The organism is Chryseobacterium manosquense (genome assembly GCF_014623485.1).
Taxonomy (GTDB): domain Bacteria; phylum Bacteroidota; class Bacteroidia; order Flavobacteriales; family Weeksellaceae; genus Kaistella; species Kaistella haifensis.
In genome coordinates this window covers 2,475,184-2,490,668 of sequence record NZ_CP060203.1, presented here as the reverse complement: position 1 = coordinate 2,490,668, position 15,485 = coordinate 2,475,184, and the positions used below count along the sequence as shown (strand labels likewise).

The following is a 15,485-nucleotide window of genomic DNA, read 5'->3' as shown; positions in this document are numbered from 1 at the left end:
TTACTTTCTTAGTTGTCGTGGTCTATTAAAAATCGACATAATCACACCCGCGAAAAGTCCAATTGTTTTAATAGCAGAAAATTGGGAATTTTCAGGTAAAAACGCACCAATAATACACAATGCCGCAGCAGCATACATTGGATAAATGAAATTTTTATTCAACAATGTTGGAGCTTGAAAAATGAAACTTGCTCCGATTAAAACATAAAAGATTTTGTTGTAAAGCAAATCATTGATTTCTGGGGAAAATAGATTGAAAAATCCTACAATCAGGCAGAGTAATGCGGCAATCGAAAGGATTCCCTGTATGGTTTGAGTATTGGTATTCATTTAGTAACTTTCATTTTTGTTAGGGAAATCAACAGCTTTCACGTCTTTTACATATTGTGAAACAGCTCCTGTAATTTCGGCGTATAAATCGAGATATCTTCTTAAAAATTTCGGTGAAAATCCTTGGTTCATTCCCACCATATCCTGGTACACAAGCACTTGTCCGTCGCAATCTGGTCCGGCCCCGATCCCGATCGTTGGTATGCTGATGCTCTCTGAAACTTTTTTAGCCAACTCTGCAGGGATTTTTTCTAAAACCAAAGCAAAACATCCTAAATCTTCCAAAAGTTTAGCATCAGAAAGCAGTTTTTCGGCTTCTGCATCTTCTTTGGCTCTCACTTTATAGGTTCCGAATTGATAGATGGATTGCGGAGTCAGTCCCAAATGTCCCATCACAGGAATTCCGGCGTTCACTATTTTCTTAATCGATTTTTGAATTTCTACTCCCCCTTCGATTTTGACCGCATGTGCGCCACCTTCTTTCATCATTCTCACAGCAGATTCCAATGCTTTTTCAGAATTGCTTTGGTAAGAACCAAATGGTAAATCAGCAACAATAAGTGCTCTTTCCACGCCACGAACCACGCATTGCGTATGATAAATCAATTGATCCAGCGTGATCGGCAAAGTAGTTTCGAAACCCGCCATCACGTTTGCCGCTGAATCTCCGATCAGGATAGAATCTACACCACCGGCATCTACCATTTTTGCGGTCGTATAATCGTAAGCAGTAAGCATGGTGATTTTTTCTTTGTCGAATTTCATTTTTCGCAAAGTTTCGGTGGTAATTTTTTTTATTTCTGAATGTACAGACATGGTTTCTTTTATTAAAAATGAATATTATGAGATGATTTTTGGCGTAGAGCACCTCTGAAATCACATCACAACGTGACCTAATTTAATGAGTTTATCGTGATTTAATATTTTTAAATTTCTACCTTCAACCTCAATCAAACCATCTTGTTTAAATTCTGAAATTAATCGAATAGCACTTTCAGTAGCGGTCCCAATGATGTTTGCAATTTCTTCTCTGGTCAATGAAATTTTGATGAAGCCCTCGGGATCCGTTCCCAGTTTTTGTTCTAGGAGCAAAAGGATTTCCGCCAATCTTTCTCGAACTGTCTTTTGTGCAAGGAAAGTTACGGTGTTTGCAGACTCGCCCAATTCGAAAGCAATTTTCTGAAGCATTACAAATGAAAGTCTAGGAGCTACTTCTAAAAGATGAAGGAAAATATCAGAAGGTAAAAACTGTGCTTCCACCTCGGTCATTGCTTCAGCTTTTGCCTGAAAATCTTCGCCACAAAGCAAAGATCGGTAACCAATTAAATCGCCTTCTTTTATGAATCTTAGAATTTGTTCCTTGCCATAAACCCCTTGTTTAGACAATTTTGCGGTTCCTTTGCTTAAAAAATAAACACCATTTGGGGTTCCACCATCCTCGAAGATGGTTTCTCCTTTATGAAATTTAAGAGTTTGTTTTGCGGAAAGGTATGCATTAAAATCTTCCAGGGAGAGCATTTCTTTGAAGGATTCGTCACTGAAAACTTTTTGTAAATTTTCTTCAATGAGCGTTTGTTTTTCTAAAGACATTATTTTATGACATTTATCAGCAAAAATAGGTTTTTTAAACCCCAGAGACAAATTTATTTATCATAATTTTGCAAGTCAAATTTATAGGAAAGTGTCTGAAAACTGTTTTCATTGTGGCCAGAATATTGAGAAAGAACGCATTGCATTTGATGATAAAATCTTCTGTTGCAATGGGTGTAAATCCGTTTATGAAATACTGAATATCAATAATTTAAGTAATTTCTACGAACTCAATAAGCGCTCGGGAATTCGACCAGATAACGAGCAAACTTCACAATTCGACTACCTCGATACGCCAGAGATTTTCAGTACGATAACCGATTTCTCTGAGGGCAAAACTAGCCTTGTCACTTTCAAAATACCGGTGATTCATTGCTCATCCTGCATTTGGCTTTTAGAAAGTCTTCATACTTTGAATAGCAATATTCATTATTCCCAAGTAAATTTTACCCGGAAAAACGTTCAAATTTCTTTCAACCACGAAGAATTAAAACTCAGCGAACTTGCAAAATTTCTCACCAATTTAGGTTATAAACCGGTTGTGAACCTAGAAACTGCTGACAAAAAAGAAGAATTCCTCGATAAAACTTTGCTTATTAAATTGGCAATTGCCGGTTTTGCTTTCGGGAATGGAATGTTCTTCAGCTTACCGGAATATACGAGCCAATGGGCAGGAACTACCGATTACTGGATGGAAACCTACAAGAATTTGTTCCGATTCATCATGTTTCTTTTGGCAACTCCTGTGGTTTTTTATTCCGCTTCAGATTATTTTAAATCTGCTTGGTATGGCTTGAAAAATAAAATAGTAAATATTGATGTACCGATTGTTTTGGGAATCATCATGCTTTATGGACGCAGTATTTATGAGGTTGTCACAGATTATGGAGCCGGATATTTCGATACGCTGTGTGGACTTTTATTTTTCATGCTGCTCGGAAAAGTTTTCCAAAAAAGAACGTATAGTGCATTGGCCTACGACAGAGATTACAAATCTTTTTACCCGATCGCTGTAACAAAAGTTGATTTCAACGGAAAGCAAGAGAATATTTTGCTTTCGGAGTTGCAAATCGGCGATAGAATTATGGTAAGAAACCAGGAAATTATCCCTGTTGATGGAATCTTAATTAATGGTGAAGGAAATATTGACAACAGTTTTATCACAGGTGAAAGCGCCTCAATTCCGAAAAAACCTGGCGACAAGATCTTTGCCGGCGGAAAACAATTAGGTTCTGCGCTGGAACTCGAAGTCATCAAAACGGTAAACCAAAGTTATTTGACTCAACTTTGGAATAAAGAAGCCTTCAAAAAATACGAAACCGGACTCGACACTTTAACAAATGAAATCTCCAAATACTTCACTTTCATTATTTTAGGCATCACATTAATTGCCGGAATATACTGGGGAAGAATTGATTTCGAAAAAATGTTTCAGGTGGTTGCCGCGATTCTTATTATCGCTTGTCCTTGCGCTTTAGCACTTTCCGCTCCATTTACTTTCGGACATGTGATGAGGATTTTGGGCAGAAATAAATTTTATGTAAAGGATACCCTCACGATTGAAAAACTTTCGAAAATCGACACCTTGGTTTTCGATAAAACCGGAACCATTACCCATCACAAAAAATCAAATATTAAATATGAAGGCGCTGAACTCCAAGAATTTGATTTAAAAAACATTAAAAGTTTATTTAAAAATTCCAACCATCCATTATCGAAATCAATTTATGAATTTTTGGAGGTGAATGATGAATATTTTCCAATTGAAAACTTCAGGGAAATTCCAGGGAAAGGTTACGAAGCCATGGTTCGGGGAAATCATTACAAGATAGGATCTGCTAAATTGGTTGGGAAAGTCTCCGAAAACTTAGAAACAGCAGTTTACATCAGTAAAAACGAGGAGTTTTTAGGAAAATATATTTTCAAAAATGAATATCGGGCAAATTTGAATTCGTTGTTTCAGAAGTTAAATTCCTATGAAATCCACATTCTCAGCGGCGACAATTCTTCGGAAGAAAAACAACTTAAATCAATGATACCCAATGCTGGGGGAATGGCATTCAACCAAAGTCCGGAAGACAAGTTGAATTACATTAAGAATCTACAAGATCAGCAGCATAAAGTTGCGATGCTGGGTGATGGCTTGAATGACGCCGGAGCTCTAAAACAAAGTAATGTAGGAATCGCGATTGCTGATGACACCAATTCTTTCACGCCTTCTTCGGATGTGATCATGTCTGGTGAAAAACTTGAACTTTTTGATAAGTATTTGCGGTTTTCGAAAGATGCGATGCGAATTGTAAAATTCACTTTTGGGATCAGTTTTATGTACAACATCATCGGTTTGGGATTTGCTGTGACTGGTCATATGTCTCCCATTTTCGCTGCGATTTTAATGCCAATCAGTTCAATTAGTGTTGTAGCCTTTACTTCCGTTTCAACTTGGGCTAGAAGCACAAAGTACTTTAAAATCAGGAAGTAAGCGACCTGATTTTTATTTAGAAATATTTTAAATTAACTAAATTTAACATTTAATGATTATTATCATTATTTTTCGCTAAATTTGGGGACGTTTTATACGTTAATTTTGCATAAAAATGGACATCTTATATTTAATGATTCTTTGCAGTGTAACTTTAGCTGTTATCTTTTTGATCATTTTTATAGTGAATGCGAAAAAGGGACAGTTTGAAGACGATGAATCACCAGCGGTTAGAATTCTTTTGGATTCGGAAATCATCAAGGAAGAACCGGAAAATCAAGAAAAAAAAATAAATTTATAGCAGAAAAAAAGTGATTAGTTTATATGGAAACACAAAAATTTAGTTATGACAACAGCATTGTGCGTGCGTTCCTTTATGCAACCATAGTTTTCGGACTTGTAGGTTTCTTATTGGGTCTTACTGCAGCATTAATGCTTTTCTACCCGGAACTTCCTGAGTTTTTCTTTGGGACAGATGATGCTACCATCAAAAGTTTGCAGAGTGGTAACCTTCAGGGATTAATCAACACCCAAGGAGCCTTTGGTTTTGGGCGAATCAGAATGCTACACACCAGTGCAGTAATTTTTGCATTCGTTGCGAATGGTTTTTTTGCGGGAGCTTATTATTCTATGCAGCGATTACTAAAAACCAGAATGTGGAGCGATACGCTTTCTTGGATTCATTTCTGGGGATGGCAACTGATGATTGTTTCTGTGGTAATTACTTTCTTGATGGGTATCAACACCTCTAAAGAGTATGCAGAACACGAGTGGCCAATCGATATTTTGATCACTGTGGTTTGGGTTATCTTCGGAGTAAATATGATTGGAACCATTGCTGTGAGAAGAGTTCGTCACCTATATGTTGCCATTTGGTTCTACTTGGGAACTTGGGTAGCAGTAGCAATGTTGCACATATTCAACAACTTAGAAGTGCCATTATCTTTCGGCGGTTGGAAATCTTATTCCGCTTACGCAGGGGTAAAAGACGCTTTGGTACAATGGTGGTACGGGCACAATGCGGTTGCTTTTGTATTGACAACACCAATTCTGGGCTTGATGTACTATTTCTTACCAAAAGCAGCAGACAGACCTGTATTTTCTTATAAATTATCAATTATTCACTTCTGGTCTTTGATCTTTGTTTATATCTGGGCTGGTCCTCACCACTTGCAATATACTGCAGTACCAGGTTGGGCACAGGCGTTGGCTACAGGTTTCTCTATCATGCTTATCGCTCCTTCTTGGGGTGGAATGCTTAACGGTCTCCTTACTTTGAGAGGTGCATGGGATAAAGTGAGAGAAAATCCTGTTCTTAAATTCTTTGTAGTGGCGGTAACTTGTTACGGTATGGCTACATTTGAAGGTCCATTATTAGCCACTAAAACATTAAACAAAATCGGTCACTATACCGACTGGGTTATTGGTCACGTTCATGTTGGAGCGTTAGGATGGAACGGATTCATAACTTTTGGTATGATTTATTATTTGTTACCAATTCTTTGGAGAACCAAACTTTGGTCTGTAAAATTAGCGAACTGGCATTTTTGGTTAGGAACTTTAGGAATTATTTTCTATGCAATACCATTGTACATTGCAGGTTTCCAACAAGGATTAATGTGGAAACAATTCAACCCTGATGGAACGTTGGTTTACAAAAACTGGTTGGATACGGTAACTGCGATTATCCCTTATTACCAAATGAGATTTGTAGGTGGTGTGCTTTATATTTTCGGAGCTATTTTAATGGTAGTAAACGTAATCGCTACGGTAAGAAGCGGCTCTTTCCAAAAAGAAGTACCAGCAGAAGCTCCTGCACTTGCAGAGGTAACCAAGAAGAGAAAAGAAGGAGAAGGTTTCCACCTATGGTTAGAGAGAACTCCTTTGTTATTAACCATATTGTCTTTTGTAGCAGTAGCAATCGGTGGCTTTGTAGAAATTGTACCGACGCTAGTTATTAAAGATAATGTACCTACGATTTCAGCAGTAAAACCATATTCTCCGTTGGAATTAGAAGGTAGAGATTTATACATTAGAGAAGGTTGTAACTCTTGTCATAGCCAAATGATTCGACCTTTCCGTGATGAAGTTGTAAGATTCAACGGTAAAAACGGACAATATTCAAAAGCGGGAGAATTTATTTACGACAGACCATTCCTTTGGGGATCTAAAAGAACAGGTCCGGATTTGCACAGAGAAGGTGGCAAAAACCCAAGTTCTTGGCACTATAAACACATGCTGAACCCAAGAGTAACATCCGCAGGTTCCATCATGCCACGTTATCCTTGGTTAATTGCTAATGATTTGGATAGAAGCCAAATGGTTGATAAAATCAAATTGATGAAGAACACATTTGATGTTCCTTACACCAAGGCGCAAATCGATTCAGCAGATCAGTGGGCCGATAACCAGGCAGCATATATTGTAAAACAAATTTACTCGGAAGCAACCGACGTAAAAGAAGCTTACGAACAAAGAAAAGCTGCTGAAGGGGCTAGCTTTACTCCGCTAGAGAAAAAAGAAATCGTCGCTTTGATTGCGTATTTGCAAAGATTGGGTACAGATATCAAAACTACTGAAATCAAAACCGCAAGTACTAATTAATCATTAAAAAAAGTATTCAATGATACCTCAAAATGTAAAAGAAATACTTGGAAATAGTGAAAACGTTGGCTTTTTGCAAACAATAGCAATGTTATTTTTCCTTGTCTTTTTTCTAGGGATTGTGTATTATGTTTTTTCTCGTCCGAAAAAGCACTACGACGAGGAAGCAAACGCACCTTTACAAGACGATATCACTGAAGACAACAACTTTTAAACTATCTAAAAATGAAACAAAGAACGCCGGTATACGTTACCATACTCATAATACTTTGTATTTTATATATTGTATTTTACATGTTTGTTCAAAATGCGTCTTTTCTTAGCTCTCCGTATTTTTGGGGTACTGCAGTTATTTCTACTATTATCGCCCTGATCCATAATTCAATCGGAGACTTAATTGAAAATGCAAAGTTTAAGGCACTTTCCGAAGAGGAGAAAAAAGCTTATCTAGAAACTAAAAAAGTTCCTTACTTTAAGGCACTTTACAATAGTGCATTCAAAAAGCAATCTGCAACTGAAGAAAAAGACATTCTGATCGACCATGGCTTCGACGGAATTATGGAGCTCGATAACCAATTGCCAAAGTGGTGGCTCGGCCTTTTCTGGTTTGGGGTTTCCTATTGTGCAATTTACATGCTGTCTTTCGCTTTCACGGATTTTGCACACCAAGAGAACGAGTATGACGAAGAGTATAAAGCTCAAACCGCAAGCATCGCTGAATATGTAAAAAATACACCTCCGCCAACCATCGAAAATGCGGTGTACTCACCTGACAATATCGAAGCAGGTGCAGAGGTTTTCAAAACCAACTGCGTTTCTTGTCACGGCGACGGAGGGAAAGGAGGAATTGGTCCGAACCTGACTGATAATTATTGGATTAATCAACCAGAAAAAACTTTGTTTAAAAACGTATTCCATATTGTTGAAAATGGTTCTCCAAACAACCCAACCATGCAAGCTTGGGGCAAAAATGGGGTACTTACCGGATTTGATATCCAAAATGTGGCAGCTTATGTTTATCATATTAACCAAGAACAAAAACCTATTACTCCTGCTGAAGGTGGTGCTGCACCACAAGGTACACCTGCCCATTGGGAAAAGTAAGTAATCGAGTAAAACAATAGCTTTTGAAAACATAATTCGTTATTTTTGTAAAATAAGATAACGGATTATGTTTTTTTATTTAAAAAATAAATAACAATGGCAGAAGATCAAAATTTTAGAGGCGGACAAGGACAAGTAGTAGATCCCGAAACGTTCAGAGATTCGGTGGGAACCATGGATAATGCAGGAAAAAGAAAATGGATTTTTCCTAGAAAACCTAGCGGGAAATATACTAATTATAGAACCATAGTAGCATATTTCCTATTGGCCGTATTTTTTATCCTTCCTTTTTTAAAAATCAATGGCAATCCCGTGCTTCTCATCAATGTAATTGATCGGCAGTTTTTCATTTTCGGGCAACCCTTTTTCCCGCAAGATTTCTTTATTTTAGCTTTAGGAGCAATTACTTCTATTGTTTTTATCATTTTGTTTACCGTAGTTTTCGGGCGAATTTTCTGCGGATGGATCTGTCCACAAACCATTTTTCTTGAAATGATTTTCAGAAAAATTGACTATTTAATCGAAGGAGACCGAAACAAACAAATGAAACTCGACCGACAAGAATGGAATTCTGAAAAAATCTGGAAGAGATCCTTGAAATGGTCAATATTCCTCATTATTTCCTTAATCATCACTCATTGGATGTTTATGTATATTGTGGGATATCAAGAAGTCTTTAACATGGTTAAAGAAGGTCCTTTCAATAATTTTACCAGCTTTTTGGTAATGATTGTCTTCACGGCCGCCTTTTATTTCACTTTTGCATGGTTCAGAGAGCAGGTCTGCACCTTGGTTTGTCCATACGGAAGATTACAAGGGGTGCTTATTGATAAGCAAACCATCAACGTATATTACGATTTCAAAAGAGGAGAAAAGCGTTCGAAATGGAGAAAAGGCGAAGACCGAAAAGCACAAGGAAAAGGCGATTGTATCGATTGTAACCAATGTGTTGTAGTATGTCCTACTGGAATTGATATCCGAAACGGGCAGCAACTTGAATGTGTGAACTGTACAGCATGTATAGACGCTTGCGATGAAGTGATGGTGAAGGTAGGTTTACCAACAGGTTTAATTCGATATGCTACAGAAGAAGAAATCGAAAAAGAAGCTCCTTTCAAATTTACCGGAAGAATGAAGGCTTATTCTGTTGTTTTGTTGCTGATGCTTGGCTTTTTAGGATTCTTGCTTAGTAATCGTGGTACGATGGAAGCCAAATTCATCAAACCGGCCGGTTCTACGTATTTTGTGCGAGACGGACAGATTACCAATATCTACAACTACACCTTCCTTAATAAATCCAACAAAGACCAGCTCGTGACCATAAAAATTATGGAGCCAGCTCACGGAACGGTAACATTAAGTACAGCCGATAAAATTCTTCTCAAAAAAGATCAAATAACCAAAGGAACAGTGAACATCAGTTTCCCGGAAAAGGAAATTAAACTTTCCAAACAGAAAGTGAAAATAGGGGTTTACGATCAAAAAGGAGAACTACTGGATACCTTCGAAACCTATTTTGAAGGTCCATTTAAATTACAATTTTAATTAAAATGCTAAAAAAACTCAATTGGGGGCACGGTGTCGCAATAGCGCTCGGTTCTTTCATCATATTTATTCTTTTTTTAATCTTCGTTTACTCCAGCGGAATGAAGAATTCCGAACTTATTTCGGATGATTATTATCAAGATGAACTCACCTATCAACAAGTGATTGATGCTAAAAATAACGCAGAAACTTTAAGCCAAAAACCTGCGTATAGCCAAGATAAAAACGGAATTAAAATTGTATTCCCGCAAAACAGCAATATCGATGATTCCAAAGTAAATTTCACCCTTTTCCGTACCGACGACGGAAATCTTGATGTGAAAAAAGAAATTACTTTGGACGGAAGTAAGCAATTTACTATTCCTTCGAAAGTACTTTCAGCAGGATCATACACCTTGAAAGTAAGTTGGAAAGAAAACAAAAAACCTTATCAACTCGATTACGACGTTCAATGGAAATAGCACTCATCATTTCGGCATTGGGTTTAGGATTCGCATCCGGTTTCCACTGTATTGGAATGTGCGGTCCTATCGCACTTTCAATGGGATTGACCAAAAAACAAGCTTCCAATTATTACCTCCAAAACCTCACTTATCAGTTCGGAAGGATAGCCACTTATACATTTTTAGGCGGAATTTTGGGAATCGTTGGGCAAGGTTTTCAAATGGTTGGCTTTCAGCAATATTTAACCATAGGCGTTGGTGTTTTATTGATTTTAATGGCATTGTTTTCATTTGGTGGAAAAGATTTTGCTTCCAAAATTCCTTTTCTCTCTAAATTCCTTTTCACCGTAAAAATGAACTTGGGAAAACTTCTTCAAAAAGCCGATTACAGATCTCGTTTCACCACAGGTATTCTCAATGGTTTCTTGCCTTGCGGAATGGTTTACATGGCTCTAACAGCAAGTTTGGCAGCAGGCGGAGTTTGGCAAAGTTCAGTTTTTATGGCGCTTTTCGGGTTAGGAACTTTACCGTTCATGTTTTTCGTGGTTCTTGTAGGAAATTTAATGACAACTGCTTTCAGAATCAAAATTTTAAAATTTGTTCCTGTAATGATGATCATTTTGGGAAGTCTTTTCATCCTTCGTGGATTAGAAATAGGCATTCCTTATGTTTCACCAAAAAAAGAAGCATTGCAAGTAATTCACAACAATTCCATTGATCACCAACAAGGTAATCACCACAGTTGCCATTAATTATTAATTGAAAAAATAATAATTCACAAAAATAAAACCACCGCAATCACGGTGGTTTTAATGTGTTTAAATAGTCGCTCCTTAAAATGTGTTTAACATATTGAATATTAGTGTTTTAATCAATATTTCACTTGTGTTTTCTTGCAGGCTTTTGTATCTTAGAGCCTTAAAACCTTGCAAATATGTTGGGAAAAAATCCAGAGAAACTGCCAGAATTATTCCGTCCTATGTTGATAGATTTTATTGATAATACGCACGAACTTGTTTTGCTTGCAGAAAAAGTTGATTGGAATTATTTTGAAAAAGAATTCGCCTCCCTATATTCCAAGAAAGGAAACGCAAGCCATCCGATCCGGTTTATGGTGGGCTGTCTGCTTCTGAAACACCTTTACAATTTGGGCGATGAGACTTTAGAAAAAGCCTGGATTATGAATCCTTACATGCAATATTTTTGTGGCAGGGTTTTCTTTGAACACGAGTTTCCGTGTGACCCGAGCAATTTGGTTCATTTCCGAAAAAGAATTGGCGAGAAGGGAATTGAGAAAATCTTCGCCTACAGCGTAAGGATGCACGATGTAAAGACGAAGACCTCGAACTTTGTTTTATCAGACACTACTGTTCAGGAGAATAATACCACTTTTCCCACCGATGCAAAATTGTGCAAGAAAGTAATTGATTATTGCAACAAAATAGCCGAAAAAGAAGGCATAAAACAAAGACAACGCTACACGAAAGTCAGTAAACAATTGGTTCGTGACACCTATAATGGCAAACATCCTAAGCGAGCCAAAGGAGCAAGAAAATCTGCAAGACGATTAAAGACTATTGCCCTGAGGATGGTACGCGAACTGGAGCGCAACTTTACTCCTGAACAAAAAGAATTCTACAAAGATTTACTCGCTCTTTACTCCAAAGCCGTCACTCAGGAAAGAAAAGGTACCGATAAAATTTACAGCCTGCACAAACCTTTTACCCAATGCATCGCCAAAGGAAAAGCGCATAAACAATACGAATTCGGGAATAAAGTGGGCTTGATCACCACCGCTAATAAAGGAAAAAAAATCATTCTCGCAATTAAAGCATTTTTACAAACCCCTTATGATGGTCACACCATTGAACCACTTTTGGAACAAATGGAAACAGGTGGCCAACCCCTTCCCAAAGAACTGGTTTACGACCGTGGCGGAAAAGGGAAATCGGAAATAAAAGGAGTGAAAATCTCCATTCCAGGTCCACCGAGAAAAAAAGACACCCTCTACCAGAAACAAACAAAGCGCAAAAAATTCAGAACCAGAGCTGCCATAGAGCCTATCATCGGACATTTAAAAACTGATTTCAGGCTGGCTAAAAATTACTTTATGGGAGAAACGGGGCCTCAAATCAATGCCTTCCTAGCAGCAACTGCCTGGAATATGAAGAAAATGATGGAGATTCTTAAAGCCAATCTTCGTTGGCTATATTTTTCTTTGCAGAATTTCCTCTTTGCTGCATATTTTTTCACAATAAAAAGAAAATATTTATATTGTTAAGGAACGACTAAATAATTTTAGTCGATCAACTCAAATCTGGTGTAAGCTGCAATTTTCTCTGGGATACGAATTCCGTTTTCTGTTTGGTTATTTTCCAAAAGTGCTGCCATAATTCTTGGCAAAGCCATTGCAGAACCATTTAGAGTATGAACCAATTGAGTTCTTCCTTCGCCTTTGAAACGACATTTCAAACGATTTGCCTGGAAGGTTTCGAAATTGGAAACGGAAGACACTTCCAACCATTTTTCTTGCGCTGCACTCCAAACTTCGAAATCGTAAGTCATCGCTGAAGTAAAACCCATATCTCCGCCACAAAGTCTTAAAATCCTGAAAGGTAGCTCTAGATCAGTCAAAATAGATTTTACGTGTTCAACCATTTCTTCCAAAGCTGCGTAAGAATTTTCAGGTTTTTCTAAACGAACGATTTCCACTTTCTCGAATTGGTGCAAACGGTTCAAACCACGAACATGGGCGCCATAACTACCAGCTTCTCTTCGATAGCATTGTGAAAATGAGGTGTTTTTGATTGGCAACTCTTTCTCATCCAACAAAACATCTCTGTACAAATTGGTCACAGGAACTTCCGCAGTAGGTATTAAATAAAGATTATCTTCGTTTACAAAATACATTTGACCTTCTTTATCAGGAAGTTGTCCTGTTCCGTAACCAGAAGCTTCATTCACCACATGAGGCGGATTCACTTCCAAATAACCGGCATCGGTGTTTTTATCAAGAAAATATTGCACGAGCGCTCTTTGCAATCTCGCTCCTTTCCCGAAATATACCGGAAAACCTGCTCCGGCAATCTTCACACCGAGTTCAAAATCAATTAAGTTATATTTCTTCGCCAATTCCCAGTGCGGAATAGCACCTTCGTCCAAACCTTCTACATCATGAGATTGGTAGATGATTTCGTTGTCATCAGCGGAAGTTCCCGCAACTACTTTTTCGTAAGGAATATTCGGAATTAGATAAAGAATTTCCAAAAGTCGAGCTTCGGTTTCTTTTAAATTTTGCTGAAGGTTTTGCGAGTTTTCTTTAAATTCTGCAGTTTTAGATTTAGCTGCCTCTGCTTCTTCTTTTTTTCCATCTTTCATCAGAATTCCAATTTCTTTTGAAATTTTGTTCATCTCGGCCAAATTCTGGTCGAGTTCGAACTGGAATTTTTTTCTTTCGTCATCGGCAGAAATAGCTTCATCAACCAAGTCCAGTTGTTTGAAATTTCTTTTCTGTAAACCCTGCAAAATGCGTTCTTTGTTTTCGCGCAAAAAATTAACCTGTAACATAACGGAGTGAAAATTGTATAATTATGATTTTAATAATCGGTTCGATGACCAAGTGATCGATTGAGCACAAATTTAGTGATTATTTCACGATTTTTACGATGTTCGGCTGATCTTGTACTTTGGTAAATTTAAGTTGCCCATTATACCAAACGTTTGCCACCTGGAAAAGCGTAGGAGAAGAATTATAGTGCACAATCATCGTGTCATTAATAGAATAGTTGGTAGAATCGTTGATAACTTTGGTCATTGCTAAAGCGATTTTAGATTCGTAAATTTTCTGAGAAGCCGAGGAATCGACAAGAACTCTTCGGGAACCGGCAACATATTCAATATAGCTTATTGTATCAGCATCTTTTTTTTGATTAAAACTCACCGGAGCATTATCGGTAATTCCATAAACGTCGTTCATGGAAATGTTCGTGTAGCCACCCTTCAAATTGGAATTCAGCATATCTTGACCTGCCGAATCAATATAAACCTGAAGTATCTGATCGATTTGCTGGGCTTGATTCTCTCCCTCTGCCCGACAAGAAAATAAACATAAAAAAAATAAAAGAACAATATGTTTCATGTTAATTCTACAAGATAATTATTTTTTAAAACTTCTAAAAAAAAGAATGCAGGATAACAACCCTGAAAGACTTATTGATATAATACTAGCATAGGCTATTCCTTTCAAACCAAAAGACTCCTTCATTATATTTCCTAATACCACTAACAAAACCAAAGAAACAACCGCCGTTATTAAATTATATTTAGAAAGTCCACGCGCCGCAAGAAGATTGCCAAATGGTATTCTAAAAAACAAAGAACTTACTGATGCCCAAATAAGAATTTTAAAAATCTCTGGATTGCGATAATTTATTCCAAAAAGCGCCATTATTTCTTCGGAAAAAAAATAACTCACTCCCAATAAACAAATAGAAACTAGAAACATCCACTTAAAATAATTTTTAAGAAAATCAATAAAATAATTTTTATCATTCTGATTTACACAAAAATTAACATATTCTGTCTGCATAATGACTTGGGGGATAAACAATACATTAAAAGGTATCATTGAACTTATCTTGTAGTAAGCAACCGACTCTTTAGAAAAAAAATACCCCACCATGAACACATCTATAATAAAAATCCATTGCCAAATTTGCAAAGTAAAGGCAGTAAAAAAGTTGTAGTTCCAAAATTCACCGTATGGAATTTTAATACTACCTTTTCTTAATTTAAATTTATGAATAAGCAAAACACAATATGGCGCACACATTAAAGCCCAAATATATCCCTGAACTTTGAAAAAACAAGTAAGAACAGCAGTTAAAATTACCGAAACCATACTGAATAACAAATCTATCTTTGCAAAAGATCGATTATCCCCACTGGCTCTATATTCTGCTTTGGCCTGCTCCATTAAAAAAAGTCCAAAGAAACGTACAGATAACAGAAGTAAAATTTCAATTTTTCCGGCTTCTTTTAGTATAGCTAAAGAAAGTAAACACATTAGAACTGTTAGTACCAGCTGAAAAATAAATCCCCAATAAAAAGAATAATTGTAGAGCTGTTTTCGAACTACTTCATCTTTTTCCAGCGAACCGTAGCGCAGACTTCCCTGATACGATCCTAAACCAACAAGCGGAATAAAAAATGAGAGATAATTTAGGTTATATAGCACCCCCCCTAGCTCTTTCTCCGTTAGCAAATGGGCAGTTTGGATTGTTATTATAAAATTGCTAATTTTGGACAGCAACATTGCAGCACCTACCCAGACGCCCTTGTTACCAATAAAAATTTTCTTTATATCCATTGCTAGCTAACACAAATAT

The 15,485-nt window shown here is 37.1% G+C and carries 15 protein-coding genes; 9 read left to right on the top strand and 6 right to left on the bottom strand.

All coding sequences use genetic code 11. The features are described 5' to 3' along the window. From H0S70_RS11930 to H0S70_RS11920, 3 genes are read right to left on the bottom strand one after another with little or no spacing between them, the layout of a single operon-like run. Window positions 1-330: a hypothetical protein gene (locus tag H0S70_RS11930; protein WP_188320958.1), complete on the bottom strand. Its 330-nt coding sequence runs from the start codon at window positions 328-330 to the stop codon at window positions 1-3. After that, entirely contained in the window at window positions 331-1,146 is an 816-nt protein-coding gene (gene panB / locus H0S70_RS11925) for a 3-methyl-2-oxobutanoate hydroxymethyltransferase (RefSeq protein ID WP_188320957.1), read from the bottom strand. A gap of 60 nt (window positions 1,147-1,206) precedes the next feature. Next, on the bottom strand, window positions 1,207-1,920 hold the full coding sequence (locus tag H0S70_RS11920) for a Crp/Fnr family transcriptional regulator (RefSeq protein WP_188320956.1): 714 nt from the start codon (window positions 1,918-1,920) through the stop codon (window positions 1,207-1,209). Between the two features lie 91 nt (window positions 1,921-2,011). Here H0S70_RS11920 and H0S70_RS11915 point away from each other — a divergent pair, with 91 nt between their 5' ends. From H0S70_RS11915 to H0S70_RS11875, 9 genes are all read left to right on the top strand, one after another. Continuing rightward, on the top strand, window positions 2,012-4,402 hold the full coding sequence (locus tag H0S70_RS11915; protein WP_188320955.1) for a heavy metal translocating P-type ATPase: 2,391 nt from the start codon (window positions 2,012-2,014) through the stop codon (window positions 4,400-4,402). Between the two features lie 115 nt (window positions 4,403-4,517). After that, window positions 4,518-4,703: a cbb3-type cytochrome oxidase assembly protein CcoS gene (gene ccoS, locus H0S70_RS11910; RefSeq protein WP_188320954.1), complete on the top strand. Its 186-nt coding sequence runs from the start codon at window positions 4,518-4,520 to the stop codon at window positions 4,701-4,703. 23 nt (window positions 4,704-4,726) lie between these two features. Then, on the top strand, window positions 4,727-7,006 hold the full coding sequence (ccoN, locus tag H0S70_RS11905) for a cytochrome-c oxidase, cbb3-type subunit I (protein ID WP_188320953.1): 2,280 nt from the start codon (window positions 4,727-4,729) through the stop codon (window positions 7,004-7,006). A 19-nt stretch (window positions 7,007-7,025) separates the two neighbouring features. Continuing rightward, a complete protein-coding gene (locus H0S70_RS11900; RefSeq protein WP_031501305.1) occupies window positions 7,026-7,220 on the top strand; it encodes a cbb3-type cytochrome oxidase subunit 3 in 195 nt (64 codons plus the stop codon). Between the two features lie 11 nt (window positions 7,221-7,231). Beyond that, window positions 7,232-8,110 (top strand): c-type cytochrome, encoded by an 879-nt coding sequence (locus tag H0S70_RS11895; RefSeq protein WP_188320952.1) that lies wholly within the window; start codon window positions 7,232-7,234, stop codon window positions 8,108-8,110. A 96-nt stretch (window positions 8,111-8,206) separates the two neighbouring features. Further along, a complete protein-coding gene (ccoG, locus tag H0S70_RS11890; RefSeq protein ID WP_188320951.1) occupies window positions 8,207-9,655 on the top strand; it encodes a cytochrome c oxidase accessory protein CcoG in 1,449 nt (482 codons plus the stop codon). A gap of 5 nt (window positions 9,656-9,660) precedes the next feature. Then, a complete protein-coding gene (locus tag H0S70_RS11885) occupies window positions 9,661-10,116 on the top strand; it encodes a FixH family protein (protein WP_188320950.1) in 456 nt (151 codons plus the stop codon). After that, window positions 10,107-10,850 (top strand): sulfite exporter TauE/SafE family protein, encoded by a 744-nt coding sequence (locus tag H0S70_RS11880; RefSeq protein ID WP_188320949.1) that lies wholly within the window; start codon window positions 10,107-10,109, stop codon window positions 10,848-10,850. Before H0S70_RS11885 ends, H0S70_RS11880 begins: the two co-directional genes overlap by 10 nt. 182 nt (window positions 10,851-11,032) lie before the next feature. Beyond that, window positions 11,033-12,379, top strand: coding sequence for an IS5 family transposase (locus H0S70_RS11875; RefSeq protein ID WP_088263474.1), 1,347 nt, complete (start codon window positions 11,033-11,035; stop codon window positions 12,377-12,379). A gap of 17 nt (window positions 12,380-12,396) precedes the next feature. Here H0S70_RS11875 and serS read toward each other — a convergent pair whose 3' ends face one another. The 3 genes from serS to H0S70_RS11860 all read right to left on the bottom strand — a co-directional run bounded on the left by serS (window position 12,397) and on the right by H0S70_RS11860 (window position 15,466). Beyond that, entirely contained in the window at window positions 12,397-13,665 is a 1,269-nt protein-coding gene (gene serS, locus H0S70_RS11870) for a serine--tRNA ligase (RefSeq protein WP_188320948.1), read from the bottom strand. A 79-nt stretch (window positions 13,666-13,744) separates the two neighbouring features. Next, window positions 13,745-14,236: a hypothetical protein gene (locus tag H0S70_RS11865; protein WP_228453735.1), complete on the bottom strand. Its 492-nt coding sequence runs from the start codon at window positions 14,234-14,236 to the stop codon at window positions 13,745-13,747. 18 nt (window positions 14,237-14,254) lie between these two features. Beyond that, window positions 14,255-15,466 (bottom strand): lipopolysaccharide biosynthesis protein, encoded by a 1,212-nt coding sequence (locus H0S70_RS11860; protein ID WP_188320947.1) that lies wholly within the window; start codon window positions 15,464-15,466, stop codon window positions 14,255-14,257. Window positions 15,467-15,485 lie beyond the last annotated feature (19 nt).